General features: G+C 69.1%; 32 protein-coding genes. 20 read left to right on the top strand and 12 right to left on the bottom strand.

Annotation, left to right across the window (positions count from 1 at the left end):
* Positions 1 to 134 precede the first annotated feature (134 nt).
* The 3 genes from ACFX43_RS11485 to ACFX43_RS11475 are packed head-to-tail and all read right to left on the bottom strand — an operon-like array spanning position 135 to position 2,747.
* A complete protein-coding gene (locus tag ACFX43_RS11485) occupies positions 135 to 1,037 on the bottom strand; it encodes a heme A synthase (protein ID WP_378820781.1) in 903 nt (300 codons plus the stop codon).
* Positions 1,034 to 1,825 carry an ABC transporter permease gene (locus ACFX43_RS11480; RefSeq protein ID WP_378820779.1) on the bottom strand — a complete coding sequence of 264 codons (792 nt, stop codon included), beginning with the start codon at positions 1,823 to 1,825 and terminating at the stop codon, positions 1,034 to 1,036. The genes ACFX43_RS11485 and ACFX43_RS11480 overlap by 4 nt, the downstream gene beginning before the upstream one ends.
* Entirely contained in the window at positions 1,818 to 2,747 is a 930-nt protein-coding gene (locus ACFX43_RS11475) for an ABC transporter ATP-binding protein (RefSeq protein WP_378840850.1), read from the bottom strand. Before ACFX43_RS11475 ends, ACFX43_RS11480 begins: the two co-directional genes overlap by 8 nt.
* Positions 2,748 to 3,042: 295 nt before the next feature.
* Here ACFX43_RS11475 and ACFX43_RS11470 point away from each other — a divergent pair, with 295 nt between their 5' ends.
* A complete protein-coding gene (locus tag ACFX43_RS11470) occupies positions 3,043 to 3,684 on the top strand; it encodes a glyoxalase (RefSeq protein WP_378820777.1) in 642 nt (213 codons plus the stop codon).
* A complete protein-coding gene (locus tag ACFX43_RS11465; RefSeq protein ID WP_378820774.1) occupies positions 3,650 to 4,120 on the top strand; it encodes a PPOX class F420-dependent oxidoreductase in 471 nt (156 codons plus the stop codon). Before ACFX43_RS11470 ends, ACFX43_RS11465 begins: the two co-directional genes overlap by 35 nt.
* Before the next feature lie 32 nt (positions 4,121 to 4,152).
* Here ACFX43_RS11465 and ACFX43_RS11460 read toward each other — a convergent pair whose 3' ends face one another.
* A complete protein-coding gene (locus tag ACFX43_RS11460; RefSeq protein WP_378820771.1) occupies positions 4,153 to 4,749 on the bottom strand; it encodes a methyltransferase domain-containing protein in 597 nt (198 codons plus the stop codon).
* 108 nt (positions 4,750 to 4,857) lie between these two features.
* On the opposite strand from ACFX43_RS11460, the gene ACFX43_RS11455 reads away from it, so the two are divergent.
* The 10 genes from ACFX43_RS11455 (at position 4,858) to ACFX43_RS11410 (ending at position 12,883) form a co-directional block, all read left to right on the top strand.
* The gene (locus ACFX43_RS11455) at positions 4,858 to 5,241 is read left to right on the top strand and encodes a hypothetical protein (RefSeq protein ID WP_378820769.1); all 384 of its coding nucleotides are present in this window, start codon (positions 4,858 to 4,860) and stop codon (positions 5,239 to 5,241) included.
* Positions 5,242 to 5,350: 109 nt separating this feature from the next.
* Positions 5,351 to 6,082 carry a metalloregulator ArsR/SmtB family transcription factor gene (locus ACFX43_RS11450; protein ID WP_350840457.1) on the top strand — a complete coding sequence of 244 codons (732 nt, stop codon included), beginning with the start codon at positions 5,351 to 5,353 and terminating at the stop codon, positions 6,080 to 6,082.
* A complete protein-coding gene (sufB, locus tag ACFX43_RS11445) occupies positions 6,079 to 7,497 on the top strand; it encodes a Fe-S cluster assembly protein SufB (protein ID WP_091041037.1) in 1,419 nt (472 codons plus the stop codon). Before ACFX43_RS11450 ends, sufB begins: the two co-directional genes overlap by 4 nt.
* Complete coding sequence (gene sufD / locus ACFX43_RS11440) at positions 7,497 to 8,678, top strand: Fe-S cluster assembly protein SufD (protein WP_378820766.1); 1,182 nt, start codon at positions 7,497 to 7,499, stop codon at positions 8,676 to 8,678. The genes sufB and sufD overlap by 1 nt, the downstream gene beginning before the upstream one ends.
* Positions 8,675 to 9,433, top strand: a complete 759-nt coding sequence (sufC, locus tag ACFX43_RS11435; protein WP_378820763.1) for a Fe-S cluster assembly ATPase SufC — start codon at positions 8,675 to 8,677, stop codon at positions 9,431 to 9,433. The genes sufD and sufC overlap by 4 nt, the downstream gene beginning before the upstream one ends.
* Position 9,434: 1 nt before the next feature.
* Complete coding sequence (locus ACFX43_RS11430; RefSeq protein ID WP_378820761.1) at positions 9,435 to 10,688, top strand: cysteine desulfurase; 1,254 nt, start codon at positions 9,435 to 9,437, stop codon at positions 10,686 to 10,688.
* The gene (sufU, locus tag ACFX43_RS11425) at positions 10,688 to 11,140 is read left to right on the top strand and encodes a Fe-S cluster assembly sulfur transfer protein SufU (RefSeq protein WP_378820759.1); all 453 of its coding nucleotides are present in this window, start codon (positions 10,688 to 10,690) and stop codon (positions 11,138 to 11,140) included. Before ACFX43_RS11430 ends, sufU begins: the two co-directional genes overlap by 1 nt.
* Before the next feature lie 119 nt (positions 11,141 to 11,259).
* The gene (locus ACFX43_RS11420; protein WP_160028798.1) at positions 11,260 to 11,595 is read left to right on the top strand and encodes a metal-sulfur cluster assembly factor; all 336 of its coding nucleotides are present in this window, start codon (positions 11,260 to 11,262) and stop codon (positions 11,593 to 11,595) included.
* Positions 11,596 to 11,706: 111 nt separating this feature from the next.
* Positions 11,707 to 12,111, top strand: a complete 405-nt coding sequence (locus tag ACFX43_RS11415; protein WP_378820756.1) for a nuclear transport factor 2 family protein — start codon at positions 11,707 to 11,709, stop codon at positions 12,109 to 12,111.
* Between the two features lie 43 nt (positions 12,112 to 12,154).
* Positions 12,155 to 12,883 carry a helix-turn-helix transcriptional regulator gene (locus tag ACFX43_RS11410; protein ID WP_378820753.1) on the top strand — a complete coding sequence of 243 codons (729 nt, stop codon included), beginning with the start codon at positions 12,155 to 12,157 and terminating at the stop codon, positions 12,881 to 12,883.
* Positions 12,884 to 12,973: 90 nt separating this feature from the next.
* Here ACFX43_RS11410 and ACFX43_RS11405 read toward each other — a convergent pair whose 3' ends face one another.
* Positions 12,974 to 13,315: a WhiB family transcriptional regulator gene (locus ACFX43_RS11405; protein ID WP_378820751.1), complete on the bottom strand. Its 342-nt coding sequence runs from the start codon at positions 13,313 to 13,315 to the stop codon at positions 12,974 to 12,976.
* 312 nt (positions 13,316 to 13,627) lie between these two features.
* On the opposite strand from ACFX43_RS11405, the gene ACFX43_RS11400 reads away from it, so the two are divergent.
* The 6 genes from ACFX43_RS11400 to ACFX43_RS11375 are packed head-to-tail and all read left to right on the top strand — an operon-like array spanning position 13,628 to position 17,995.
* Complete coding sequence (locus tag ACFX43_RS11400; RefSeq protein ID WP_378820748.1) at positions 13,628 to 14,890, top strand: dicarboxylate/amino acid:cation symporter; 1,263 nt, start codon at positions 13,628 to 13,630, stop codon at positions 14,888 to 14,890.
* A gap of 12 nt (positions 14,891 to 14,902) precedes the next feature.
* Positions 14,903 to 15,544, top strand: coding sequence for a maleylpyruvate isomerase family mycothiol-dependent enzyme (locus tag ACFX43_RS11395; protein ID WP_378820745.1), 642 nt, complete (start codon positions 14,903 to 14,905; stop codon positions 15,542 to 15,544).
* Positions 15,545 to 15,564: 20 nt separating this feature from the next.
* A complete protein-coding gene (locus tag ACFX43_RS11390) occupies positions 15,565 to 16,410 on the top strand; it encodes a GNAT family N-acetyltransferase (RefSeq protein WP_378820743.1) in 846 nt (281 codons plus the stop codon).
* A gap of 25 nt (positions 16,411 to 16,435) precedes the next feature.
* A complete protein-coding gene (locus ACFX43_RS11385; protein ID WP_378820741.1) occupies positions 16,436 to 16,984 on the top strand; it encodes an ASCH domain-containing protein in 549 nt (182 codons plus the stop codon).
* 24 nt (positions 16,985 to 17,008) lie between these two features.
* Positions 17,009 to 17,371, top strand: coding sequence for an MmcQ/YjbR family DNA-binding protein (locus tag ACFX43_RS11380; protein WP_378820739.1), 363 nt, complete (start codon positions 17,009 to 17,011; stop codon positions 17,369 to 17,371).
* Positions 17,372 to 17,380: 9 nt separating this feature from the next.
* A complete protein-coding gene (locus ACFX43_RS11375) occupies positions 17,381 to 17,995 on the top strand; it encodes an acVLRF1 family peptidyl-tRNA hydrolase (RefSeq protein WP_378820736.1) in 615 nt (204 codons plus the stop codon).
* A 4-nt stretch (positions 17,996 to 17,999) separates the two neighbouring features.
* On the opposite strand, the gene ACFX43_RS11370 is transcribed toward ACFX43_RS11375, so the two are convergent.
* Positions 18,000 to 18,428 carry a hypothetical protein gene (locus ACFX43_RS11370; protein WP_378820734.1) on the bottom strand — a complete coding sequence of 143 codons (429 nt, stop codon included), beginning with the start codon at positions 18,426 to 18,428 and terminating at the stop codon, positions 18,000 to 18,002.
* 102 nt (positions 18,429 to 18,530) lie between these two features.
* Between ACFX43_RS11370 and ACFX43_RS11365 the strand changes: the two genes are divergently transcribed.
* On the top strand, positions 18,531 to 19,448 hold the full coding sequence (locus ACFX43_RS11365) for a phosphotransferase (RefSeq protein WP_378820731.1): 918 nt from the start codon (positions 18,531 to 18,533) through the stop codon (positions 19,446 to 19,448).
* Between the two features lie 122 nt (positions 19,449 to 19,570).
* On the opposite strand, the gene ACFX43_RS11360 is transcribed toward ACFX43_RS11365, so the two are convergent.
* Positions 19,571 to 20,527 (bottom strand): neutral zinc metallopeptidase, encoded by a 957-nt coding sequence (locus ACFX43_RS11360; RefSeq protein ID WP_378820729.1) that lies wholly within the window; start codon positions 20,525 to 20,527, stop codon positions 19,571 to 19,573.
* Between the two features lie 63 nt (positions 20,528 to 20,590).
* On the opposite strand from ACFX43_RS11360, the gene ACFX43_RS11355 reads away from it, so the two are divergent.
* A complete protein-coding gene (locus ACFX43_RS11355; protein ID WP_378820726.1) occupies positions 20,591 to 22,189 on the top strand; it encodes an ABC-F family ATP-binding cassette domain-containing protein in 1,599 nt (532 codons plus the stop codon).
* Positions 22,190 to 22,192: 3 nt separating this feature from the next.
* Here the strand turns inward: ACFX43_RS11355 and ACFX43_RS11350 are convergent, their stop codons facing one another.
* Genes ACFX43_RS11350 through ACFX43_RS11330 form a run of 5 tightly spaced genes read right to left on the bottom strand, consistent with a single transcriptional unit; the run spans position 22,193 to position 26,330 of the window.
* Positions 22,193 to 23,425, bottom strand: a complete 1,233-nt coding sequence (locus ACFX43_RS11350) for a hypothetical protein (protein WP_378820724.1) — start codon at positions 23,423 to 23,425, stop codon at positions 22,193 to 22,195.
* A 33-nt stretch (positions 23,426 to 23,458) separates the two neighbouring features.
* On the bottom strand, positions 23,459 to 23,980 hold the full coding sequence (locus tag ACFX43_RS11345) for an ATP/GTP-binding protein (RefSeq protein WP_378840845.1): 522 nt from the start codon (positions 23,978 to 23,980) through the stop codon (positions 23,459 to 23,461).
* 46 nt (positions 23,981 to 24,026) lie between these two features.
* Positions 24,027 to 24,386 carry a DUF742 domain-containing protein gene (locus tag ACFX43_RS11340; protein WP_350658958.1) on the bottom strand — a complete coding sequence of 120 codons (360 nt, stop codon included), beginning with the start codon at positions 24,384 to 24,386 and terminating at the stop codon, positions 24,027 to 24,029.
* A 14-nt stretch (positions 24,387 to 24,400) separates the two neighbouring features.
* Entirely contained in the window at positions 24,401 to 24,787 is a 387-nt protein-coding gene (locus ACFX43_RS11335) for a roadblock/LC7 domain-containing protein (protein ID WP_160022665.1), read from the bottom strand.
* Positions 24,777 to 26,330 (bottom strand): ATP-binding protein, encoded by a 1,554-nt coding sequence (locus ACFX43_RS11330; protein ID WP_378820721.1) that lies wholly within the window; start codon positions 26,328 to 26,330, stop codon positions 24,777 to 24,779. The genes ACFX43_RS11335 and ACFX43_RS11330 overlap by 11 nt, the downstream gene beginning before the upstream one ends.
* Positions 26,331 to 26,538: the final 208 nt, after the last annotated feature.

Genomic DNA, 26,538 nt, shown 5'->3' with positions numbered 1-26,538 from the left:
CCACCACGCCTCGGTGACCGNCAGTTGCGTCGGCCGAGTCGGCAGTGCACTGCCCGCTCGGCCGACGCAACTGACGCCTCGGCCAGCCGGAGCGACTTCTCGGCCGACCGGGGTGACGGCTCGGCGAGGGCGGGTCAGGCGGTGTGGGCGCGGGTGGAGACGAGGACGCGGGCGAGACCGGCGGAGATCAGGGCGGCGCCGAGCATGTGGAAGCCGACGAGGAGGACGGGGAGGTCGGTGAGGTACTGCACCCAGCCGATCAGGCCCTGGGCGAGCTCGATGACCAGCAGGACGATGGTGACTCGGCGGACGTACGCGTTCTTGCGGCCCAGCCACAGCGTGACCAGGGTCGCGGCGACGAGCGCGTAGACGGCGTAGGCGTGGATGTGGGACATCAGGGCTGGGTCGAGGCCGGTGCGGCGGGACTCGAGGTCGCCGGAGTGGGGGCCGGAGCCGGTCACGACGGTGCCGAGCCAGAGTGTGACCCAGCCGACGACGAGGGTGACCACCGAGGCGATGCGTACGTTGCGCGGAGCCGCCTCACGCACCGGCGAACGGATCTCGTCGAGGAGCCAGACGCACAGTCCGACCATCGCCATCGACAGCAGCAGGTGGAGGGCGACGACGTACGGGTTGAGGTCGGTGAGCACGGTGATCCCGCCGATAACGCCCTGGAACGGGACGCCGAGGGCGATGACGACCGCCAGGTTGCGTACGACTCCGCGGCGCCTCCACACCGCGATGACGACCGTGATCGCGATGGCGGCCAGGACGTAGGTCAACAGCCGGTTGCCGAACTCGATGACGCCGTTGATCCCGAGCGCCTCGTGAGCCACGTAGGACTCCTCGGTGCACTTGGGCCAGGTCGGGCAGCCGAGGCCGGAGCCGGTCAACCGGACCACTCCGCCGGTCACCACGATCCCGATGTTGGCGATCAGGTTGGCGATGGCCAGACCGAACGCATGGGCGCGGAGCCAGGCGAGGACCTTGTCCTTGGCCGTGGATGCCGGGCCGGTGGCGGGTTCGGTGGAGGTCATTCCCACTTGAAGGTCCTAGCTGTGAGGGTGGAGCCGAGAACGGCCCAGATCAGGAGTACGCCGAGGTCTCGCCAGGCCGGGACGCCGTCGAGGAACGCGGTGCGTACGGCCTCTCCGAGCGCGCCCGAGGGAAGCCAGCGGGCGACGTCGCCGTAGGCGCCGTAGGCCGTCAGCGGCAGCACCACGGCGCCACCGGCCAGGAGAAGCAGGTAGATGAGGTTGGCCGCGGCCAGGGTCGCTTCGGCGCGCAGCACGCCGGCGACGAAGAGCCCGAGCGAGGCGAAGGCCAGTGTGCCCATCGCGATGGCGAGGAAGAAGGCGAGGACGGTGCCGAATCCCGCGGCGGGGGTCCAGCCGAGGATCTGGCCGACGGCGCCGATGACGAAGAGCTGCACGAGCTGTACGCAGCCGAGCGCGAGCACCTTGCCGGCGAGCAGGCCGATCCGGGGGAGCGGTGAGGCACCCAGGCGCTTGATCACGCCGTAGCGCCGCTCGAACCCGGTCGCGATCGCGAGGCTGGTGAACGAGGTCGACATGATCGCCAGGGCGAGGACGCCGGGGGTGAGGAGGTCGACGAGTGGCCGGTCGGTGCCGAGGTCGAGGTCGATCGCGTTGCCCGCGGTGACTCCGCCGACCAGCACCATCACCGGGATCACGACGGCGAGGAGGAGCTGCTCGCCGTTGCGGAGCATCAGCTTGGCCTCCATCAGCGCCTGGGCGACCACCTGCCGGGTGATCGGGGCGCCGCCGGGCTTGGGGGTGAAGGTCCCCGTGGCCACCTCAGACATGCTCGACCCCCTCGGTGAGATGGAGCCCTCCGGTGAGATCGAGGAAGACGTCCTCGAGGCTCCTGCGACCCAGGGTCAGCGACTCCGGGAGGACGTTGTTCTCCTCGCACCAGCGGCTCACCTTGGAGAGCGTGGTCGGGTCGGCCTTCCCGGTGACCCGCATCGAGCGCTCGTCGAGCAGGGTGACCTCGGTGTCCTCGCCGAGCGCCTTGCGCAGCGACTCGCGGGCACCGGGCGGGAACGGCTTGGTCACGACCAGTCTCACGGTGGCGGTCGCGCTCATCCCATTTCCTGGGCCGCGGGTGAGCTCGAGCGGAGTGCCCGAGGCGATCATCCGGCCGCGATCGATGATGTGCACCTGGTCGGCCAGCTCCTCGGCCTCCTCCAGGTAGTGGGTGGTCAGCACGACGGTGACACCGTCGGCGCGCAGCTCGCGCAGCAGCTCCCAGGTCGTACGCCGCCCTTGCGGGTCCATCCCCGCCGTCGGCTCGTCCACGAACACCAGCTCCGGGCGGCCCACCAGCGCCATCGCCAGCCCGAGCCGCTGCTGCTGCCCGCCCGAGAGCCGCCGGTAGGGGGTGCGACCGCACTCGCCCAGGCCGAGCCGCTCGGCCAGGTAGTCGACGTCGAGCGGATGCGCGTGCAGCCGGGCGATGTGCTTGAGCATCTCCATGGCGCGTACGCCGCTCCAGGCGCCCTGCCCCTGCAGCATCACCCCGATCCGGGGGAGCAGCTGCTTGCGGTCGGCGATGGGATCGAGCCCGAGGACGCGTACCGTCCCCTGCTGGGGTTTCCGGTAGCCCTCGCAGGTCTCCAGGGTCGTCGTCTTGCCGGCACCGTTGGGCCCGAGAACGGCCGTGATCGAGCCCTCCGCGACGCTCAGCGTGAGTCCGTCGACGGCCGTCTTGTCGCCATAGGTCATGCGCAGGTCGCGTACCTCGACAGCAGGCCTGGCGACGGAAGAGTCCACGGCGGCAGTCTAAGAAGGCGTACGCCACCGGCCCAATCGCGTAGGTGCGATCCTGTGGATTCTTAGGTGTCTGTAAGGACGTTGGCCGCCCAACTCCCACCGAAGGACGGCCAACGCGGGGATGAGACGTGATGCCCCGGGGGCCATGACGCGGTGTCTCAGACACAATTTCTGCTCAGAAGATCAACAAGCAAGGCGGTCAGGAATCGAGAAGCCTCGAAGGCCCCGGGATTCCTAAGGTCGAGACATGTTCACACTTGAGACCATCACCCTCGACGCAACCGACCCCACGGACGCCCAGGCGTTCTACGAGAAGGCCTTCGGGCTCACCGACCAGATCTCCGTACGGCAGGGCCCGGGCACCGGCACCGGCCGCCCGTTCACGATCTCCCTGGTCGTCGGTCAGCCCTCGACGGTCGACAGCCTCGTCGACTCCGCGCTCGCGGCCGGCGCCACCTCGCTCAAGCCGGTCGAGAAGTCGTTCTGGGGCTACGGCGGCATCGTCCAGGCCCCCGACGGCTCGATCTGGAAGATCGCCACCTCGGCGAAGAAGGACAACGGCCCCGCCACCCGCGAGATCGACGACATCGTCCTGCTCCTCGGCGTCGCCGACGTCAAGGCGACCAAGCGGTTCTACGCCGAGCGCGGGCTGGGCGTGAAGCGGAGCTTCGGAGGCAAGTACGCCGAGTTCGAGGCCGCTCCCGGTGCCGTCCAGCTCGCGATCTACCCCCGGCGTGCCCTGGAGAAGGAGACCGGTGTCGCGGTCGACCCGGCCGCTGCGTACGGAATCGTGCTGGGTGGCGGTAGCGAGGCTTTCACCGACCCGGACGGGTTCACCTGGCAGGCTGGGGACCATGGCACGCACGATCGCGACGAACACGACCGTTGATCTCGAGGGGCTCCTGGAGTTCGTACGTCCCCGCCACCAGATGATCCTGGTGACCCGCCGAGCCGACGGGTCACCGCAGCTCTCGCCGGTCACCGGCGGCGTCGACGACGACGGGCGGATCGTGATCGCGACCTACCCCGAACGGGCCAAGACCCGTAACGCCCGCACCCGCCCGCAGGTGAGCGTCATGGTCCTCTCCGAGGAGTGGAACGGCGCCTGGGTCCAGGTCGACGGCGAGGCCGAGGTGCTCGACGCGACCGCGGGGGAGGAGGCCCTGGACGCCTTCGTCACCTACTTCCGCAACATCTCCGGCGAGCACTCCGACTGGGACGAGTACCGCCAGGCCATGGTCGACCAGGGCAAGTCCCTCCTCCGGATCACCCCGAAGCGCTGGGGCCCGGTCGCCACCGGCGGCTTCCCCGCCCACCTCGCCTGAGACCGAGGGGCCGCTGGTTCCTGCTAGCGGGTTCAGCGGCGCTGCCAGATCCCGAGGCGGTGGTTCCACGGCAGCCGCGGGCTCAGCTGGCGCGGCTCGGATAGGTGGACCAGGTCGAAGTCCGGGCCGAGGGCGCGGGTCATGTCCTCAGGGACGTACGTCCATGGCGGGCCGGGCTCCTCTCTCGGCCGGTCGATCGGGAAGACCCCCGACGCGACCCGCCCGCCGGGGCGTACGACCGCGCGGGCCAGGTCACCGACGCGGCCGCGCCAGGCGGGCGGCAGCGCGCAGAAGAAGGTGTGGTCCCACATCAGGTCGACCGGTCCGCCGGTCGCGGCCAGGACGACGTCGATGTCGAGTGCGTCGCCGACCACGTAGGTGAGCTCCGGGTAATGCTCGGCTGCGTGGGCGGCCGCCGTGGGCGAGACGTCGACGACCGTCGTACGCCATCCTGCAGCCGCCAACCCAGCCGCGTCGTGTCCCCGGCCGGCACCTGGCGCGAAGGCGGTGCCGGGCTCCCCGAACAGCGCCGCGTCCTCCCCGATGTACGCCAGGGGAGCGCCGAGGTCCCAGCCGGTCGTGCCGCGGACGTACGCGGTTTCCCAGTCGGTGGGGTCATTGACGGTCATGGGCCACAGTCTCTCGGACCGGAGCAGGGTGGGAGAGCAGGGCGCCCGGGCGAATCCGAGATTTCAGGGCGGTTCCGTGTGCCGTCGTTGACCGGTACGCTTTCGAACATGAGATCGACTGGCGGCGCGTCCCGGTGCGACGTACCGCTGCCGTTCGACATCGCTGTCGATGCGTTGCCCGCACCCGTCAAGCGACCATCGGCGCCTGTGCCGGAAGAGGGGACGCAGGTCTACCGTCTTGTCGGCGCCCACCTCACCTCTCGCGGCCTGCCGCCGGGCTCCGACCTGATGATCAACCCCCGCCGACCCAGGCGCGGCGAGGTGGCGGTCGTGCGCTCCGGCGGTCGCACCAGAGTCGGTGTCTTCGACCTCGAACGCGGTCGGGCGGTCCTGCGTTCAGACCGCGGCACCCGCTGGCTGCCGCCCGACGCCGTCTACATCGGCGTCGCCGCCCTCGCCTCCCCGACCCTCGACGGGATGCCGACGGGCTGATCGGTGATTCGCTCTGCGGTGGTGACGTACGACACGTTGGCGGCGCCGGGCGAGCAAGTAAGGGTTGCCTTCGTTGAATCGCCTGGGGGAATAACGTCACAATGGTGTTGTGAAATTCGACGAGAGCACTCTGCAGCCCGCAGAGACCAGCGAGGAGAGCACCCGCCAGCGGGTCGCTCGGTCGCTGCTCGTCGATGGTCCGCAGACCGCTGCGACGCTGGCCAAGCGGCTCGATCTCACCCCGGCCGCGGTCAGGCGCCATCTGGACGCCCTGGCCGAGGAGGAGGCGGTGGAGCAGCGCGAGCCGCGCACCGCGTCCACGCGTGGGCGAGGCCGCCCGGCCAAGCTCTTCGCGCTCACCGACCAGGGTAGGGACGGCTTCGAGAAGAAGTACGACGACCTGGCCGTCGAGGCGCTGCGGTTCCTCTCCGAGGTGGCCGGCGAGGAGGCCGTGCGGGAATTCGCGGAGCGCCGCGCGGCGTTCATCAAACAGGGACTGGACCGGATCGCCGCCGGCGAGACGGACCTCAGCCCCGCGCAGGTGCTTGCGAATGTGTTCACGGCCAACGGCTATGCGGCCTCCGTCAGGGAGCTGCCGCTGATCAACGGCCATGACGCAGGTGAGCAGCTGTGCCAACAGCACTGCCCGGTCGCCCACGTCGCCCAGGAGTTCCCCGAGCTCTGCGAGGCGGAGACAGAGGCGATCGCGAAGCTGCTCGGCACCCACGTACAACGCTTGGCCACCATCGCCCACGGCGACGGAGTCTGCACGACGCACATCCCTCCTGGATCCTCCGGTCCCGGCGAAGTTTCGAAGAAGAAGGAGCAGGTCACGACATGACCTCCATCGAGGAGCTCAACCCCGAGCTGAAGGGCATCGGCAAGTACGAGTTCGGCTGGTCCGACTCGGACGTCGCCGGTGCCGCGGCACAGCGCGGTCTCAACGACGCCATCGTCCGCGACATCTCCGGCAAGAAGTCTGAGCCGCAGTGGATGCTCGACCTGCGCCTGAAGGGCCTCAAGCTCTTCGGCCGTAAGCCGATGCCCACCTGGGGCTCCGACCTCTCGGACATCGACTTCGACAACATCAAGTACTTCGTGCGCTCGTCGGAGAAGCAGGCCACCTCGTGGGAGGACCTGCCCGAGGACATCAAGAACACCTACGACCGGCTCGGCATCCCGGAGGCGGAGAAGCAGCGCCTCGTCGCCGGTGTCGCCGCGCAGTACGAGTCGGAGGTCGTCTACCACTCGATCCGCGAGGACCTCGAGGCCCAGGGCGTGCTCTTCCTCGACACCGACACCGCGCTCAAGGAGCACCCGGAGATCTTCCAGGAGTACTTCGGCACGGTGATCCCGGTCGGCGACAACAAGTTCGCCGCGCTGAACACCGCCGTGTGGTCGGGTGGCTCCTTCATCTACGTGCCGAAGGGTGTCCACGTCGACATCCCGCTGCAGGCCTACTTCCGGATCAACACCGAGAACATGGGCCAGTTCGAGCGCACCCTGATCATCGCCGACGAGGGCTCCTACGTTCACTACGTCGAGGGTTGCACCGCGCCGATCTACCAGTCCGACTCGCTGCACTCCGCGGTCGTCGAGATCATCGTGAAGAAGAACGCCCGCGTTCGCTACACGACCATCCAGAACTGGTCGAACAACGTCTACAACCTGGTCACCAAGCGCGCCGTCTGCGAGGAGGGCGCGACCATGGAGTGGGTCGACGGCAACATCGGCTCCAAGGTGACCATGAAGTACCCGGCGGTCTACCTGATGGGTGAGCACGCCAAGGGCGAGACGCTCTCCATCGCCTTCGCCGGCGAGGGCCAGCACCAGGACGCGGGCGCCAAGATGGTGCACGCCGCCCCGAACACGTCCTCGTCCATCCTGTCGAAGAGCGTTGCTCGTGGCGGTGGCCGCACGTCCTACCGCGGCCTGATCCAGATCAACGAGGGCGCGCACGGCTCCAAGTCCAACGTGCTCTGCGACGCGCTCCTGGTCGACCAGATCTCCCGTTCGGACACCTACCCCTACGTCGACATCCGCGAGGACGACGTCTCGATGGGTCACGAGGCCTCGGTCTCCAAGGTCTCCGACGACCAGCTGTTCTACCTGATGTCCCGCGGAATGGCCGAGGACGAGGCGATGGCGATGATCGTGCGCGGCTTCGTCGAGCCGATCGCCAAGGAGCTCCCGATGGAGTACGCCCTCGAGCTCAACCGCCTGATCGAACTGCAGATGGAAGGAGCCGTCGGCTGATGACGGCAGTAGCTGACGCTCTCGAGATGAACAAGGTCGAGAGCCACCTCCACCCGGAGGGAAGTTTCGACGTCGAGGCGCACGAGGTGCCGAAGGGTCGCGAGGAGATCTGGCGGTTCACCCCGCTCAAGCGCCTCAAGGGCATCCACAACGACGCCCCGTTCGCCGACGGCGCGACCAAGGTGGAGATCGAGGCGGCCGCGGGCGTGACCGTCGAGACCGTAGCGGCTGACGATGCCGTACGCGGCAGCTCGGGTCTGGTCCCGACCGACCGCGTCTCGGCGCGGGCCTGGGCGGCCAGCACCGGCGCGACCGTCGTGCGGATCCCGACCGACACCGTCGTCGAGGGCGCGACCGTGATCCGCCACCACGGCACCGGCTCGGAGACCGCCGGCGCCGGTCACGCGGTGATCGTGGCGGAGAAGTTCGCCAAGGCGACCGTCGTGCTGGTCTTCGAGGGCTCTGCCGTCGTGGCAGACAACATCGAGATCGTCGTCGAGGACGGCGCCGACCTCACCGTCGTCTCCGTCCAGGACTGGGCCGACGACGCCGTCCACCTCTCCACCCAGCACGCCAAGGTCGGCCGCGACGCCAACCTCAAGCACGTCTCGGTGAGCTTCGGCGGCGACGTGGTGCGCCACGACTTCTCCGCCGAGTACGCCGGCCCCGGCGGCTCGGTGGAGGCGCTCGGTCTCTACTTCGCCGACGCCGGCCAGCACATCGAGCACCGTCTCTTCGTCGACCACACCGCCCCGAAGACCAAGTCCCACGTGGTCTACAAGGGTGCGCTGCAGGGCGAGAAGGCCCACGCGGTCTGGATCGGCAACGTGCTGATCCGCAAGGAGGCCGAGGGCATCGAGACGTATGAGGAGAACCGCAACCTCATCCTCACCGACGGTGCCTGGGCCGACTCCGTGCCCAACCTGGAGATCGAGACCGGCGAGATCGAGGGCGCGGGTCACGCGTCGGCGATCGGCCGGTTCGACGACGAGCAGCTCTTCTACCTGCAGAGCCGCGGCATCTCCGAGACCGAGGCCAAGCGCCTGGTCGTGCACGGCTTCTTCAACGACCTGATCCGTCAGATCGGTGTCCCCGAGCTCGAGGAGAAGCTGACCGGCACGGTCGAGGCCGAGCTCGCCAAGAACATCAACACTCTTATCGAGAAGGACGCAACCGCATGAGCACGCTTGAGATCAAGGACCTCACGGTCTCGGTGAACACCGAGGACGGTGCCAAGGAGATCCTCAAGGGCGTGACCCTGACGATCAACTCCGGCGAGACCCACGCGATCATGGGCCCCAACGGCTCGGGCAAGTCGACGCTTGCCTACTCGATCGCCGGCCACCCGAAGTACACCATCACCGGCGGCACCGTCACCCTCGACGGTGAGGACGTCCTGGAGATGTCGGTCGACGAGCGGGCCAAGGCTGGTCTGTTCCTCGCGATGCAGTACCCCGTCGAGGTTCCCGGCGTGAGCGTGGCCAACTTCCTCCGCACCGCGAAGACGGCGCTGGACGGCGAGGCCCCCAAGCTGCGTACGTGGGTCAAGGACGTCAACGGTGCGATGAACAAGATGCACCTGGACCCGACCTTCTCGCAGCGCTCGGTCAACGAGGGCTTCTCCGGCGGTGAGAAGAAGCGCCACGAGATCGCCCAGCTCGACATCCTCGACCCGGCCTTCGCGCTGCTCGACGAGATCGACTCCGGCCTCGACATCGACGCGCTCAAGGTCGTCTCCGAGGGGATCAACGACTTCCGCGCCCGCGATGGCAAGTCGGTCCTGTTGATCACCCACTACACCCGCATCCTGCGCTACATCAAGCCTGACCACGTGCACGTCTTCGTGGCCGGCCGGATCGCGGAGTCGGGTGGTCCGGACCTGGCCGAGGAGCTGGAGGCCAACGGCTACGAGAAGTACGTCGCGACGGGAGTCTGACATGAAGGGTCTGCTGCCCGACCTGGATCTGGTCCGCAAGGACTTCCCGATCCTGGAGCGCACCTTCGACGGCGGCGAGACCCCGCTGGTCTACCTCGACAGCGCCAACACCTCGCAGAAGCCGCAGATCGTGATCGACACCATGGTCGACCACCTGGAGCGGCACAACGCCAACATCGCCCGGGCGATGCACCACCTGGGTGCGGAGGCAACCGAGGCGTTCGAGGGGGCGCGCGACACGGTCGCGCGCTTCCTCGGCGCGCCCGAGCGCGACGAGGTGATCTTCACCAAGAACGCCTCCGAGGCGCTCAACCTGGTCGCCAACACCGTGCCGCTGGCCGCCGGCGACGTGGTGGTCACCACCGAGATGGAGCACCACTCCAACATCGTTCCGTGGCAGCTCGCCACGCAGCGCGCGGGTGCGACGTTGAAGTGGTTCGGGCTCACCGACTCCGGTGAGCTCGACCTCTCGAACATCGACGAGCTGATCACGCCGGCGACCAAGATCGTCGCGCTGACCTGGGTCTCCAACATGCTCGGCACGATCAACCCGATCGCCGAGATCGCCCGCAAGGCTCACGAGGTCGGTGCGCTCGTCGTCGTCGACGCCGCGCAGGCCGCCCCGGTGCTGCCGATCGACCTGGCCGGCATGGCCGAGGAGGAGCGTCCCGACTTCCTCGCCTTCACCGGCCACAAGGTCGTCGGCCCGACCGGCATCGGCGTCCTGTGGGGCCGACGCGCCGCGCTCGAGGCGCTGCCGCCGTTCCTCGGTGGTGGCGAGATGATCGCGACGGTGACGATGGAGAAGTCGACCTACGCGCCGATCCCGCACAAGTTCGAGGCCGGCACCCCGCCGATCGCCGAGGCCGTGGGTCTCGGTGCGGCGCTGGAATACCTCATGCACGTCGGTATGGAGAACGTCCACGCCCACGAGCAGGCGATCACGGCCTACGCGCTGGAGCGCCTCGCGACCGTCCCGGGCGTGACCGTGCTCGGCCCGGCCGACGCGGCCAAGCGCGGCGGCGCGATCGCCTTCGAGCTCGACGGGGTGCACCCGCACGACGTGGCCCAGGTCCTCGACTCCAAGGGCGTCGCCATCCGCGCCGGGCACCACTGCGCCAAGCCGGCTCACCAGCGGTTCGGCGTACAGGCCTCCAACCGGATGTCGTCCTACCTCTACACCACGCCCGCCGAGATCGACGCGCTGGTCGAGGGGTTGGAATACGTACGCACGTTCTTCAAGTTGGACAAGTGATGACTGCCGCGAACCTCGAGAGCATGTACCAGGAGATCATCCTGGACCACTACAAGAACCCGCACGGGAAGGGTCTTCGCGACCCCTACGAGGCGGAGGTTCACCACGTCAACCCGACCTGCGGCGACGAGATCACCCTGCGGCTCCACGTGGACGGCGGCAAGATCGAGGACATCTCCTACGATGCCCTCGGCTGCTCCATCTCGCAGGCGTCGGCCTCCGTTCTCAACGACCTGGTCGTCGGCAAGACGGTGGATGAGGCGATGGTCATCCACGAGGAGTTCCTGCGGCTGATGCAGGGCAAGGGCCAGGTGGAGCCCGACGAGGACATTCTGGAGGACGGCATCGCCTTCGCGGGCGTCGCCAAGTTCCCCGCCCGGATCAAGTGCGCGCTGCTGTCGTGGATGGCCTGGAAAGACGCCGCCGCGAAGACTGTCGCTGAGGAGAACTGATGACTGAGACCGACCACGCTGAGCACAATCACGCGGGACACGACCACTCGGGTCATGACCACTCCGGTCATGACCACTCGGGCCACGGCCACGGTCACGAGGCGCCTGAGTGGCAGGGGATGCGTACGTCCACGGTCGAGGGCGCGAGCCTGAAGATCGAGGACGTCGAGGAGGCGATGAAGGACGTCGTCGACCCCGAGCTCGGCATCAACGTCGTCGACCTGGGCCTCATCTACGGCCTGCACATCGAGGACCACTCCAACGTGGTCATCGACATGACGCTGACCTCGGCGGCCTGCCCGCTGACCGACGTCATCCAGGACCAGACCTCGCAGGCCTTGGAGGGCATGGTCAACGACGTACACATCAACTGGGTCTGGATGCCGCCGTGGGGCCCGGACAAGATCACCCCCGACGGCCGCGAGATGCTGCGCGCTCTCGGGTTCAACGTCTGAGGGTTTCGCCCGATGTGGGAGTCCTGAGGTCACTGGGTGACCTCAGGACTCCCACGTCATTTCGGGGAACACCGACATACCGTTGTCGCGTGGTTGGTCGAAGGTAGACGCATGACCGACAACACCGACCCCACGATCACGCGCAGCTCGGCCGCCCGACACGCGCTCGACGCATGGCTGACGATGTGGAACACCGACAGCGACATCGCACGACAGATCTGCGCGAACGACTTCCGGATCCACTTCGCCGTGACCGAGCCCGACGGGTCGACCCCCGCGGACGACATCCGCACCTCCGAAGACTTCGCGCGATATCTCGACTGGTGGCACGAGCAGAACCCGGGTGTCGTCTTCACGAACATCGCCGATGCCATCGACGGCAACCACGGCCGGCTTCTCTGGGATGTCGACGTGAACGGTCAGCAGGCAGGTGGCGTGGACGTCTTCGACTTCGATGGCGACGGTCGGGTCCGTCGGGTCTGGTCTGTGGGCGGGCAGAGGAGCATGCGGAGCTGATGCATCCCACCCGACTCCGCCGGCTCTCGGGAGAATAGGAAGCATGAAGCGAGCCGAGCGACAATATGCCCTGGTCGACCTGCTTCGCGGAGCACGGCGTCCCTGGTCCGCCGCTCGGCTCGCTCACGAGTTCGGCGTGTCGTCACGGACGATCGAACGCGATATCGGTTCACTCCAACAGGCCGGGGTCCCCATCTACGCGGATCACGGGGCCGCGGGCGGCTATTCGATCCTCCAGGAGTACTCGCTGCCGCCGCTGAACCTTTCCGCTGCCGAGTCATTGGCGGTGATCGCCGGTCTCGCACTGCTCGAGTCCTCGCCCTACCAAGGAGCTGCTCGCCGCGCACGCGCCAAGATCGCTGCGGTCATGGACGAGGCGCATCGCGCGCCCGTGCAGGATCTGCTCGGAACGATGCATGTCATCGACGCAGTCCCGCCAACGGACGGCTCCGTGCCGCTCGGGATACTCTCCGACGCGATCGCCGCGCGCCGCGTGGTGCGACTCACCTACGTGGGTGAGAGCGCCGACGGAAACCCGGACGTCGCCAGCACGACCGTCCGTGAGGTCGAGACCATGGGTCTTCTCCGCGCCGCTGACACGTGGCTGCTCACCGGGTGGTGCCGGCTCCGCGATGCGATACGTGGGTTCCGTATCGAGCGGATCATACGACTGGAGATCCTCGACGAGGTCCCGTCGCGGCGCGACCCGGCGCTGCTCGAGGCGGATCTCGCACAGTGGCCGACGCGGCCCCTCCTGTTCGGACCGGAGTAGTCCTTGATGCCGCCTTGACGTGGGAGTCCTGAGGTCACTGGGTGACCCTTCGACAGGCTCAGGACACCGCCTCAGGACTCCCAGGTCATCTCAGGCGACGCGACGGGCGCGCGCGATCGCTTCCTGGCTGCGCTTGTAGGGCTTTCGTCCGGGAGTTCTGGGGGTGTCCCGAGGTTTGCCGCTCTCCAGGAGAACACCGCCCCAGACTCCCCACTCCCGCCGGGCGGTCCCGAGCTCGAGGCAGGTCTGCCGCATCGGGCAGCCCGCGCAGACCTCCTGCGCTTCGGCGAGCTGGGTGAGGTCCTCGGGGTGAAAGAGCTCCGGGTCCTCGCCCACGCAGGCCCACTCGTCTGTCCGGGGAGTCGGGTGCTTCAGCGTCAGCTCGTAGGTCTTGGAGCTGTTGCCCTCTCCGAAGAGTGTGATGATCTCCATCTCGTTCACCTCCTGGTGATGCTGCTGGACATGAGAAAGGGCCGCTTCCGATTCGATCGGAGCGGCCCTGGTGGATGCGGTGAGCACCTACGTTCGTTGCGGCTCCGAGCGCGCAAACTCCACGTCCTGGACCGGTCGGCCCAGGTGCTTGCAGATCGTGGTCTCGCGCATGACATCAATGGTATTCACCCCGCCCCAGCCGGGACCACTGGTTTGTCGCGGGAAACGTGCCGGTGACGACGGCTTAACCGGCGGCGTACGCGGCCTCGTTAGCGTCCGGGGATCCACCGTCCCCGACGCTTAGGAGACCCGATGAAGGTCTTGAAGTCCCCAGCCGTCCTGATCCTCGTCGGTGCGGTCGCCGGCATCGTCTTCGGCCTGGTGGTGGGGGAGTGGGCGGCGAACCTCAAGTTCGTCGGTGACATCTTCATCCGGCTGATCCAGATGTCGATCGTCCCCCTGGTCGCCTCGTCGGTGATCGTCGCGACGGGCGCGATGACCGGGGCGGGCGCCGGCAGGCTGGCCGGGGCGACCTTCGGCTGGATGCTGGGGTTCGCGGTGGTCGCCGCCTTCGTCGGTTGGGGGCTCGCCGAGCTGATCCAGCCGGGCTCGGGGATGCGCTACGACGGCGAGCTCGACCCGACCCTGACCGACTCGGCTGCGGCGACCGCGGTCGGGTGGCAGCAGACCGTGACCGGCTTCGTCTCCACCAACGTGGTCGAGGCGATGGCCACCGGTGCGATGGTGCCGATCATCGTCTTCGCCCTGATCTTCGGTCTCGCGCTCAACCGCTACACCGCGATGAACGGCCCGACCGTCGTGCTCACCTTCTTCGAGCAGATCCAGGCGATCGTCCTGCTGATGATCAGGTACGTCCTGGCGCCCATCGGCGTCTTCTGCCTTCTCGCCGACCTTGCCGGCCGCGTCGGCTTCGGGGTGGTCACCACCGCGCTCACTTACCTGGGCACGACCCTGGCAGGCGTGGTGATCATCTCCGTCCTCTACGTCGTCGTGGTCGTCGCCGTCACCCGGCTCAACCCGCTGCGCCTGCCTGCGAAGCTCGCCGAGCAGACCGTCGTGGCCGTCACCACGACATCGTCGGCGGTCACCTTCCCGACGGTGCTGAAGAACGCGGTCGAGAAGTTCGGGATCTCGAAGCGGGTCGCGGACTTCACGCTCTGCCTGGGGATGACGATGGGCTCGTGCGGCGCGGTGCTCAACTACACGATCGTGGTGCTCTTCCTCGCCCAGGCCTCCGGCGTCTCGCTCTCCCCGGGCGACATCGCCCTCGGGATGGCGCTCGCGGTGCTGCTCAACATCGGCACGATCACGGTGCCCGGCGGGTTCCCGGTCGTCGCGATCTTCCTGGCCACGTCCTTGGACCTGCCCATCGAGGCCGCCGGGCTGCTCATCGCGGTCGACTGGTTCACCGGGATCCTGCGTACGTTCCTCAACGTCAACGGCGACACCATGGTCGCTCTGCTGGTGGCGCACGGCGCGGACGAGATCGACCGGGACGTGTATGCCGGGACGAAGCCGGCGGTGGAGCCCGTCGTGGAGGAGGCCGCGGCCTGACACGATGGAGGCATGGACGTAGCCGCCCGCACCGCAGCCAACCGCCGCCTGCTCGCCGACTTCTTCGACGGCCTCGACGAGTCCCAGCTGGAGACGCAGAGCCTCTGCTCGGCCTGGACGGTGAGGGAGGTGCTGGGGCACAGCGCGATGCCGTTCTCGGTCGGGATCGGGCGGCTGCTGTGGCGCACGCTGCTGGCCCGAGGCTCCATCGACCGGGCCTCGGTCGCGATCGCCGAGGAGCAGGCGCGACGGCCGGTCGCCGAGCTGACGGGGCTGCTGAGGACGTACGCCACCAAGCGGGTGCCGGCGCCCGGCGTCGGTCCGATGGGGCAGTTCACCGATCACTGCATCCACCTGCGTGACTGTGCCCGGCCGCTCGGTCTCGACACCGAGGTCCCGCTCGAGGACTGGCGCGCGGTGCTCGACTGGCTGCCGACCAAGCAGGCCTCGCTCGGGGTGGTCCCGGCCGGACGGCTCGACGGGCTCGCGCTGCGCGCGACCGACCAGGACTGGTCCTGGACTGCGGCCGACGGCTCGGGCGAAGAGGTCGCCGGTCCCAGCGAGGCATTGGCGATGGCGCTCTCCGGCCGGTCGGTCGCGTTGGCCGATCTCGACGGACCAGGGGTGGCGACGTTGCGAGAGCGTCTCGGCTGACCCCGGTAGGCTCCGCGGACGTGGAGGCTCCTGGTCGGATCTGGTTCGGGTACATCGCCGCGGTGAGTCTCGCGGTGATCGGGCTGTTCACGCTGGATCCGCTGGCGTTCGGCCTGGCGGTCGCCGTGCTGGTCGCGACGGTGCTGGGGGAGTGGTATCGCGGTCGTCAGGCCGCGCTTTCCGCTGCTGCGGGGGACACCGACCTTGCGGACCTGGTCTCCCGGTGGGCCCGCGGCTGGGCCTACGCGCGGGGCTTCCCGCGCCCAGCGGCGGTGCCCGGAGGCGTACGCGTGGAGGTGGGGGAGCCCGGGCGCCGGGTCGAGTGGGTGGCGACCGACGACGCGGACACGCTCGCCGGGCTCGTCGACACCGCCCGGGCCACGCCCGAGGCGTGGTTGTCGGTGGTGACCGAGTCGCCGGCGGGCGTACGTCCCTGGTTCGTCGAGGCCGGGCTGGACGCCAACGACGGCGAGGAGGCGCTGATGTCGATCGAGCTCGCCGACCACGCGTCCCGGCGGCTTCCGGAGGGCTATCGCGCCGAGGTGGAGCGCGACGGCGGCGTCATCACCGTGACGGTCAGCGCGGGCGATGCTGTCGCGGCCGGCGGGCGGATCGCCGTCATCGGCGCCGACGCCGTCGCCGACCGGATCCAGACCGAGCCCGACCACCGACGCCGCGGTCTCGGCGGCGCGGTGATGAGCCTGCTCGTCGCGGCCGCCGGGGAGGCCGGTGCGGTCCATGGCCTTCTGGTCGCCAGCGAGATGGGAGAACCCCTCTACGCCGGCCTCGGCTGGCGCGCCCAGGCACGCCTGGTGACCGCGCGATCAGCCACGCCGCGTACCTCCGTCGAGTCCCGGCACGGCTGACGCGAACTGTGATTGAGTGTCGCCTATGAGCGACGACGCCACGATCCCTGAGCCTGAGGCCCCCGTGTCCGACTCCCAGCAGGAGGCTGACATCGCCGCGTTCTGGGACGACGTGAAGCACCACGCCCACCTCAGCGCCGCGCCCGGCTACTTCGGGGCATCGCCGTTGGAGGCGCTGCAGCCGCCGGCCTGGGCCTTCGGCGGTACGCCGGAGGAGGCCGACGGTCTGCTCGAGCTCGTTCTCGAGGGGGTGAAGACCGCTACGGCCACTGCGCAGTGGGACTTCGAGAACGGAGACGAGCCGCTCCCGACCGTCGGTGGCATGAGCATCATCCTCGACGGGTCCGGTCATCCACGGGCACTGATCGCCACCACCCAGGTCGACATCGCCCCGTTCCGGGACGTCCCTGAGGAGTTCGCCCGGCTGGAGGGCGAGGGCGACCTGTCGCTCGAGTACTGGCGCGAGGTGCACGAACGCTTCTTCACCGAGTTCGCCGGTCCCGACCACGAGTTCAGCGAGGACATGCCGGTCGTGATGGAGCAGTTCGAGCTCGTCTGGCCGAAGCCGGCCTGATCCAGGAACCAGGATGGTGGGCGGATGACACCGACCGAGCTGACCGAGCGGGTCCGGGAGATCTGCCTCGGGTTCCCGGAGTGCGCCGAGCGGGTGACCCACGGCGCGCCCGGGTTCTTCGTGAAGAAGCAGTTCGTGATGCTGTGGCCGGAGGGACATCACGGGCGGGAGGAGCCGCATCTGTGGGCGGCCGCTGCGGCGGGGGTGCAGGCCGAGGTCGTCGGTGACGACGCCGAGCGGTTCTTCGTACCTCCCTACGTCGGTGGCCGCGGCTGGGTCGGCATGCGGCTCGACGGGGACGTCGACTGGGACGAGGTCGCCGAGATCTGCGAGGACGCCTATCGCCACATCGCGCCGCCTCGGCTGCTGCGTGGTCTGGACCGGTAGCGTACGGACATGCCCAACGTCGCCGTCCCGGTCGCTCGGATCCAGCGCTGGGTCGACAACTTCGCCGGGCGCCACGGCGAGACCCGGCTCGCGGTCGACTCCGGTGCGCTGACCGGTGCCGCGGCCGACGGGTCCTCGTTCATCGCGACGCTGCCGTTCGAGAAGACGTACGCCGGGCCGGCCGAGGTCGAGGCGTTCATCGCCGCCTCGGCGGCGCCGCAGGACTGGGGCCTGCTGCTGGTGCGCAAGGGCGGCTTCGCGATCGCCCGGATGAGCGGTGGCGAGATCGCCGACCACAAGATCGGGCGGCGGCACGTCCAGGGGAAGACCAAGGCCGGCGGCTGGAGCCAGCAGCGCTTCGCCCGGCGCCGGGCCAACCAGGCCAGCGCTGCGTACGAGGCGGCGGCCGAGCACGCGGCCCGGATCTTGAACGGGCTGCGGGGCCCGCTGGTCACCGGCGGCGACCACGGCGGTGTCGACGACGTGCTCGAGGACCGGCGGCTGGCGTCGCTCGAGGTGACCGGGCCGTGGCTGGCCGTGCAGGACCCCAACCGGGCGGTGCTGGATCAGGCCGTCGAGGAGGCCCAGAAGGTGCGGATCGAGGTCCTCAACGCCGACGGCTGACGCGTCAGGGGAGCTGCCAGACTCCCGGCGAACCCTTGACCATCAGGCCGTCGGTCAGCAGCGTCTGACGGGCGCGTCGCGCCGCGTAGCGCCAGCGGAGCTCGCCTTCCGGGGTGGTCTCGAAGTCGCCCGGGAGGAGGCTGTCGCCCAGCTGGCTCTCGAGCTCGTCGAGGACGTTGTCGGCAGACATCGAGCCACCGGCGGTCTCGAGGATCTCGAGGATGAGCGGCGCGAAGGCGGCCGGCGGGGTCCACTTGCGGGGAGCGGACTTGGTGACGACCTTCGGCGCGGCGGCCGTCGAGCTCGTCGTGGTCTTGCGCACCCGGGTTGTCGGCTTCTTCACTGGAGCCGGAGCGGGCGGGGCCGGGGGCCGCCCATGGATGCACTGTGACTTCGGCAGGTCACACAGCTCGCAGTAGTCAGTCTCGGACATCGGCTCAACCATATCGGCCCCAGGATCAAACTCAGCATCCCGTCGTCGCATCCCGGCGGTGAGTGCCGTTGCGACCTGCGAGGATGCGCTACTTTGGCAAGCATGTGGCAGCCCGACCCAGGGTGGCTCGTCCTTCCCGGCGGCACCGGACCCTCCACGCTGGGGGTCTGGCGCACTGCTGTGGGCGAGGAGCAAGAGCCGGTCGTGGTCAAGCGGCTCGGGGAGCCGGGGGCGTACGATCCGGCCGAGCTGAGCCGCCGGCGCCACTTCGCCTACTGGCGGCGGGCGGCCGACGTCGCCACCGCAGGGCTCGTCGACGACACCCCGGGCATGATCGGCGCGCGTACGAGCGTCGCCGAGGACGACGAGGGCATCACCCTGACCAGCGAGTGGGTCGAGGACGCCGCCAACTCCGGGCTCTTCGCGGCACTATCGATGGGCCGCTTCGCCGGCGCGGACCTGGGCGAGGCGCGCTGGCTGGCGCGCGACCAGTTCCGCGACCGGATCGCGCGGGTGGAGTACAACGGCGGCTGGCCGACCATGATGCGTACGACCGCCGCGGACATCGCCCACACCCTCTGGGAGCGGCGCGGGCGGTTCACCAACCTCCTCGACGAGCTGCCCCAGGTCGCCCAGCATGGCGACCCCGCGCCGCAGAACCTCCTCGGCCGCACCGACGACGGCGAGCGGCTGATCGCGATCGACTGGTCGAGCCTGGGCCACGGCCCCGTCGGTGGTGACCTCGGGCTCTATCTGCTGCACGCCCGGGAGTCGTTCGAGCCGCTGCTCGAGGCGTACGTCCTGGGGTTGCCCTCCGGTGTCGCGACCCGCGAGGAGGCGACGCTCGGCGCGCAGATCAGCGCCGTCTACACCGCGCTGAGCCGAGCGGAGTGGGCGCTGAGCCGGATCAAGCCGGGGGAGGGGCCGCTGCTCGCGAAGTTCCGCCACCCCGCCGTCGCGCCGCATCTTCGGACACTGCAGAAACAGGCTCCGCTGGTGGAGGCGCTGCTTGAGATGTGAGCGGCACGGGCGGTCCCATGCGTCACATCTGCACCATGACTCAGGCAATCCCTGCACTTCTCAGGCGTTGCAATGCCTGAGAAGTGCAGGGATACCCGGTTAACCGGGTATCCCGCCCGGGCCTACGGGTTGTCCAGATCCCGCGCCTTGAACGTGTCGCAGCCGGCGATCGAGTCGGGGGTGGTCATGCCCTTCCGGAACCAGGCGATCCGCTGCTCGGAGGAGCCGTGGGTGAACGACGAGGTGTCCACGCGGCCGGTGGTCCGGGACTGGATGTGGTCGTCGCCGACGGTCTTGGCGGCGGTGATGCCCTCGGTGATGTCCTGGTCGGTGATGTCCTCGACGAACCCGTCGCCCTCGGCGGCGGCGGTCCACATGCCGGCGTAGCAGTCGGCCTGCAGCTCCAGGCGTACGGCGTCGGAGTCGGGGCCCTGCTGGGTGCGCACCTGGCCCATGGTGCCGAGCAGGTTCTGGATGTGGTGGCCGTACTCGTGGGCGAGCACGTAGGCGCGTACGAAGGTGGTGTCCTGCCCGCCGAGCTGCTCGAAGATCGAGTCGAAGAAGGTCGGGTCGAGGTAGATCGTCTGGTCGGCCGGGCAGTAGAACGGGCCGACGGAGCTCGACGCCGAGCCGCAGCCGCCGGTCTGGACCTGGTCGGAGAAGATCACGACCGCCTGCTCGGGCTGGAACCGGCCGGAGAGGTCGCGCTGGGAGTCCCAGTAGCCGGTCATTGAGTTCTCGAGGGCGACGAAGGCGCAGTTCTCGTCGTTGTTGGCGTCCTCGCCGGTCTGGCACGACCCGAAGTCGCCGGTCTCGCCGCCGTCGGCCGCCTGCATGCCGCCGAAGGTGCCGGTGCCCACCGAGGTCGAGCCTCCGCTGTCCCCGAGGACCTGCGGGCCGACGCCGGTGCACTGGGTGATGAGGAAGAAGAGCAGCAGCACGATGACGGTGCCGATGCCGCCGCTCGCCTTGCCGCCGGGGATCGGGAGCCGGCCGCCACCTCCACCACCGAACCCACCACCGCCACCGCCGCCGGAGGTCCGGCTGGTGTCGAGTCTGGCCTTCGGGTTGAACCGCATCTTGTCCCCCTGGAGGTGGTGATGTGTGGGACCGAGTGCCCCGCCCATACACTAGTGACGGAGATGATCACTGCCCATGACCTAGAAGTCCGCGTCGGCGCCAGACTTTTGATGGAGAACGTCACATTCCGAGTCGGACCCGGCGACAAGGTCGGGCTCGTAGGCCGCAACGGCGCTGGGAAGACGACCCTGACGAAGGTGCTCGCCGGCGACCACTTGCCTGCCTCCGGAACGGTGTCCAACACCGGCGAGATCGGCTATCTGCCCCAGGACCCGCGGGTCGGTGATCCCGAGGTGATCGCCAAGGACCGCATCCTCTCCGCAAGAGGGCTCGATGATGCCGTACGCCGCATGCGGATCGCCGAGGAGGAGATGGGCTCCGAGGATCCGAACGTGCGCGAGAAGGCGATGAAGCGCTACCAGCGCGCCCACGACGAGCTCGACGCGGGCGGTGGCTACGCCGCCGAGACCGAGGCTCTGCAGATCGCCCAGTCGCTCGGCATCCCCGACCGGATCATGACCCAGCCGCTGAAGACGCTCTCCGGTGGTCAGCGACGCCGGGTCGAGCTGGCGCGCATTCTCTTCTCGTCGGCCGAGGTGCTCATCCTCGACGAGCCGACCAACCACCTCGACGCCGACTCGATCATCTGGCTGCGCGACTGGATGAAGTCCTACAAGGGCGGCTTCATCGTGATCTCCCACGACAACGACCTGCTCGCCCAGACGGTCAACAAGGTCTTCCACCTCGACGGCAACCGCGAGGTGATCGACATCTACAACATGCCGTGGAAGCAGTACCTGACCCAGCGTGAGACCGACGAGGCCCGGCGCAAGCGCGAGCTGATGAACGCGCAGAACAAGGCCAAGACGCTCACCGACCAGGCCAACAAGATGCGCGCCAAGGCCACCAAGGCGACCGCCGCGCAGAGCATGCTCAAGCGCGCCGAGAAGATCATGGCGGGCGTCGAGGGGGAGCGGCAGCAGGAGAAGGTCGCCGCGATCAAGTTCCCCTCACCCGCGCCGAGCGGCAAGACGCCGCTCACCGCCAACGACCTGTCTAAGTCGTACGGCGCGCTCGAGGTCTTCACCGCCGTCGACCTGGCCATCGACCGGGGGACTCGGGTGGTCATCCTGGGGCTCAACGGTGCCGGCAAGACCACGATGCTGCGCATCCTCGCCGGCGTCGACCAGCCCGACACCGGGCAGGTCGTGCCGGGTCACGGGCTCAAGGTCGGCTACTACGCCCAGGAGCACGAGACCCTCGACACCAAGCGGTCGGTGCTGCAGAACATGCAGTCCGCGGCTCCGCAGCTCACCGACACCGAGGCGCGCACCGTGCTGGGTGCGTTCCTCTTCAGCGGCGACGACGTGCACAAGCCGGCCGGAGTGCTCTCCGGTGGAGAGAAGACCCGGCTGGCCCTGGCCTCCCTGGTCGTCTCCGCGGCCAACGTGCTCCTGCTCGACGAGCCCACCAACAACCTCGACCCGGCCTCCCGCGAGGAGGTGCTCAACGCGATCCGCCGCTACGAGGGCGCGATCGTGCTGGTCACCCATGACGAGGGCGCCGTGCACGCGCTGGAGCCCGACAAGGTGCTCATCCTCCCCGACGGCGTCGAGGACCTGTGGAACGAGGAGTACGCCGACCTGGTCTCGCTCGCGTAGCGATCAGGTCAGGGTGCGGACGAACGTCACCGGCATCGAGGTCGGGTAGCGGTAGGAGAGCGAGTCGGTGTTGCGCTCGACCTGGTCGGCCGACACCGCGAGGGAGACCTCGGGAAGGCGCTCCAGGACGGTGCGTACGGCCGCCTGGACGATGATCGTTCCCGGACGCTGGGCGGGGCAGGAGTGGGGCCCGGCGCTCCACGACATGTGGGCGCGGTTGCCGATCTCCAGCCACGGGTCGCCGCCGGTCATCAGTGGGTCGACGTTGGCGGCCGCGATGCACGGCACCACGGCGTCGCCCTTACGGATCAGCTGACCGCCGAGCTCGACGTCGCGCAGCGCGAACCGCGGGGTGATGTTGTAGCAGGGTGGGTCGCGCCACATGACCTCCTCGATCGCCTGGTCGACGTCGAGGCGGCCGCCGCGCAGCCGGCCGGCGAAACGCTCGTCGGAGAGCATCAGCAGCAGGGTCTGGGTGATGGTCGCGATGGTCAGCTCGTTGCCGGCGATGATCATCACGATCATCGCCTCCATGACCTCGTTGTCGTCCCACAGGCCGGGGTCGTCGATCAGGTGCGAGGTGAGGTCGTCCTGAGGCTCCCTGCGGCGCTTGGCGATGTGGTCGACGATCTCCACGGCCAGCTCGATGACCCCCTCCTGGGCGAGCTGGCCGCCACCGAGGACCTTGTGAGCGGCCTTGCGCATCGAGTCGCCGACCTCGTGGCCCATCCCGAACATCGCGGCGACCGACAGCAGCGGGATCAGGACGGCGTAGTCCTGGACCAGATCGGCCTCGCCGCGTTCGAGCATGTCGTCGACGAGGTCGTTGCAGATGCCGCGTACCTTCGCGGCGTAGCCGTGCTCGTCGACCCGCGAGAGCGCCCGGTCGACCGGCGAGCGCAGCCGCCGGCGGAGCTCGCCGTCGTTGTGGAAGGAGTTCTGCCGGGTGGTCACGAAGGGATAGATCGGCATGTCCGGCAGGATCTTGCCCTCCTGCACCGCGCTCCAGTTGTCGCCGTTGCGGGAGAAGACGTCCTCGTTGCGGATGACCTCGCTGAACTCGGCGTAGCCCATCGCGAACCAGAGGCGTACGCCGGGGGAGAGCTCGCCGGGGGCCACCGGACCCCACTCGGCCCGGAGCCGTTGGTGCACCTCTCTCGCCCGAGGCCCGACGGTCTCGGGCGCCTGGACGAGGTCGGTGAGGTCGGCGAGACGTGCGGTGCGGGTGGGAGTCATCGCGAGGAGTGCCTGTCGGTCGTGGATCGGGGGTCAGTGCGTCTTCAGGGCATGGCGCACGAGCGCGGCGAGCGCTCGGGCGCAGGCGTTGCGGTTCTTGGCGTTGCACACCACGATCGGGGTCTCGTCATCGAGGTCGAGCGCTGTGCGGATCTGGTCGGGCTCGTAGTTCGGCGCGCCGGGGAACTGGTTGATCGCGACCACGAACGGCAGGGACGTACGCGTCTCGAGCTGGTCCAGCACCTCGAAGGAGTCGGCCAGTCGGCGGGTGTCGACCAGGACCAGGGCGCCGGCGGCGCCCTCGGCGAGGCCGGACCACAGGTCCCAGAAGCGGCGCTGCCCAGGGGTGCCGAACAAGTAGAGCGCGATCTCGTTGGTCAGGGTGATCCGGCCGAAGTCCATCGCGACCGTGGTCGTCGTCTTCTCCGGGGTCGCCGCGACCTCGTCGATCCCCTCGCTGGCCTGGGTGATCGTCTCCTCGGTGCGCAGCGGCTCGATCTCGCTGACCGAGTCGATCAGCGTGGTCTTGCCTACTCCGAAGGAGCCGACCACCAGGATCTTGACCGACTCGACGACCGTCGGCGCCAGATAGTGGTTGCCGTCAGAGGTGGTTGAGAGCATGCAGGACCTTCTGGAGGGTTTCGCGGGAGGGGCCGGCGGCGGTGTCGCTGTCGGGGCGTACGCCGATGAGGCCGGCGTCGATCATGTCCGAGGCGATCACCGCCAGGACGCTGACCGGCTGGCCGAGATGGACGGCCATCTCGGCCATGGAGATCACGCCGAGGCACTGGGAGAGGACCTCGCGCTCCTGACGGCCCACCGACGAGTCCGTGGCCGCCGGGCTGGTGTGGCCGATCAGGAGCGTCGCCGGCGTCAGCCGATGGGTCGGACGGGCACGACCACCCGTCCGGACGTAGGACCGGATCGGGTGGTCGACGTAGTCGTCAGAAGCGTCGGGCATCGGCTCGGATCGGCTCAGATCGAACGTCTCGGGGTGCTCATCGCACGCTCCCCGAGCATCAGGACGGTCGCCTGCATCTGCTGAGCGACCAGCGCCGGGTCGATGCTCATCTCGGTGACCACCGCGAGGCGGGAGCCGTCGCCGGCGCCACGGATGAACAGGAAGCCGCCGTTGAACTCGACCATCACCTGACGGGGGTGGGCGTCGGCGCCGAACTGGCGGCTGATCCCGTGACCGAGCGAGGTCAGGCCGGCGCACGCCGCGGCCAGCTTGTCGGCCTCCTCGCGAGGGGTGTGGCTCGTGCGGACCCGGACGAGCCCGTCGGCGGAGAGGACCACGACATGACGTACGCCGCGTACTCCCGCGACCAGCTCCAGCATCCAGCTGTTCTCATCGGTCATGGTTCCTCCAGTGGTTCTCGGGTGCGGAATCGGTCTCCGCGGCGGTGCTGCCGTCCTTCGGTTCGACGGCCTGGTGTGGGATGGTCGTGCCGGCCGCGGGCGTGGCCGGGGTGCTGAGGAAGCTGCTCATCCAGGCGCCCGCCTGCTCGGCGGTCGGCTCGGGTTGCGCTGGGATGGGCTGGCTCGCCGCGAGCTGCTGTCCGGTCGCGAAGCGCTGGCCGCGCTTCGAGCGGCGCTGCGGCAGGCCGTCGGAGGTGAACAGCGACGGCTCGCGCTGCTCGTGGTCCGGCACGGGATCGGGCGCCTTCGCGTTGCTGTAGACGGGCCAGGCCGGCGTCGTCGGCGGCGTGGTCGTCGGGGCTGGTGCCTTCGGCGCCTTCGTCAGGAGCGCGGTGGGGACGGGGGTCGAGGTCGGCGTACGCGGCGCGACCGGCGCGACCGGCTCGAGCGCGGCCGGGCTCAGCGGTGTGCTCATCGCCTCGGGAACGAGCACGGCGACCCGCAGGCCGCCGTGGACGGACTCGGTCAGGTCGACACGGAACCCGTGGCGGCGTACGTAGGTGCCGACCACCGCCAGGCCGGTCTGCGGGATCTCGCCGAGGTCGTGCAGGCGGACCTGCCGGGTGCCCGAGGCGATCTCACGCATCCAGGCCAGGTTGGTCTCGTCCATGCCGACGCCCGCGTCGTCGATCTCGAGGGCCGCGCCGCGGCGTACGGAACGGATCGTGACCAGCACCTCCGTCGCCGGCGGCGAGGACTGGGTCGCATTGGCGAGGAGCTCGGCCACGAGGTGGATCAGCGGCTCGACGTACGCACCCTGGACCGCGACCGGCGGGTCACCCTCCACCCGCACCCGGCGGTAGGCCGTGATCCGGCCGGCCGCGCCGCGTACGACATCGGCGATCGCGAGCGGGTCGCGCCAGTGCTGTCCGGGCTGCTCCCCGCACAGCGTGGCGATGCTCTGTGCCAGCCGCGCCTGCTGCGCCGCCGCGTGGTCGACCCGCATCCCCGCCTCGAGCACGTCCGGCTCGGCCGGGAACTTCGCCACCATCCGCGTCGACTCCTCCTGGATCCGGTGCGCCGACGCCTGCACCTTGCGAGACAGCGACAGCACCGCCACCCGCATCCCGGCATCCCCACCCCTCCCTGCCGAGACGTCAGGTACGTCGGCCGAGAGGTCACTCGCGTCGGCCGAGACGTCAGGTACGTCTGCCGAGACGTCATTCGCGTCGGTCGAGGTGTCATCCGGTGCCCACTCGGCCGACGCAAGTGACGCTTCGGCCTGCGCGTCCGACTCTTCGACCGACGGGACTGACGCCTCGGCCGACCGGGGTGACGCCTCGGCAGGGGTGTCGTAGGCCATCGCGGTGAGCCACAGGGTGAGAGCGACGACGGGTACGCCGGCGAGGATCCAGGGCCAGAACCACTGGTCACCGGAGGCGGTGACGAAGATGACGGGGGAGAGCGCGACGAAGAGGAGGATCGCGGTACTGCAGAACCATGGACCGGCTCGGTGGAGTCGGGCCAGGAGTGGTCGGGTCATGTCAGGGCACCTGGTGTGGGGGTGAACAGTCAGGGCATGAACCCGCGGGTTCAGGGCAGTCTGGACGAATCCTGATCCAGCCCCCGGAGACCGGCGCACACACGCGCTCCACTTCATACCACCAACAGAGCGCTTGGTCACCAACCCGAGGTGATTTTGACCATAATTCGACGAACCATCCCGAGGCGGCCGAACGTGGCCGGGCGAA

Origin of the sequence: Nocardioides sp. YIM B13467 (genome assembly GCF_042788075.1) — a bacterium.
In the GTDB taxonomy this organism is placed as follows: Bacteria; Actinomycetota; Actinomycetes; order Propionibacteriales; family Nocardioidaceae; genus Nocardioides.
Note: the sequence above shows the minus strand (reverse complement) of the source record. Positions and strands in the feature narration are given on the sequence as shown.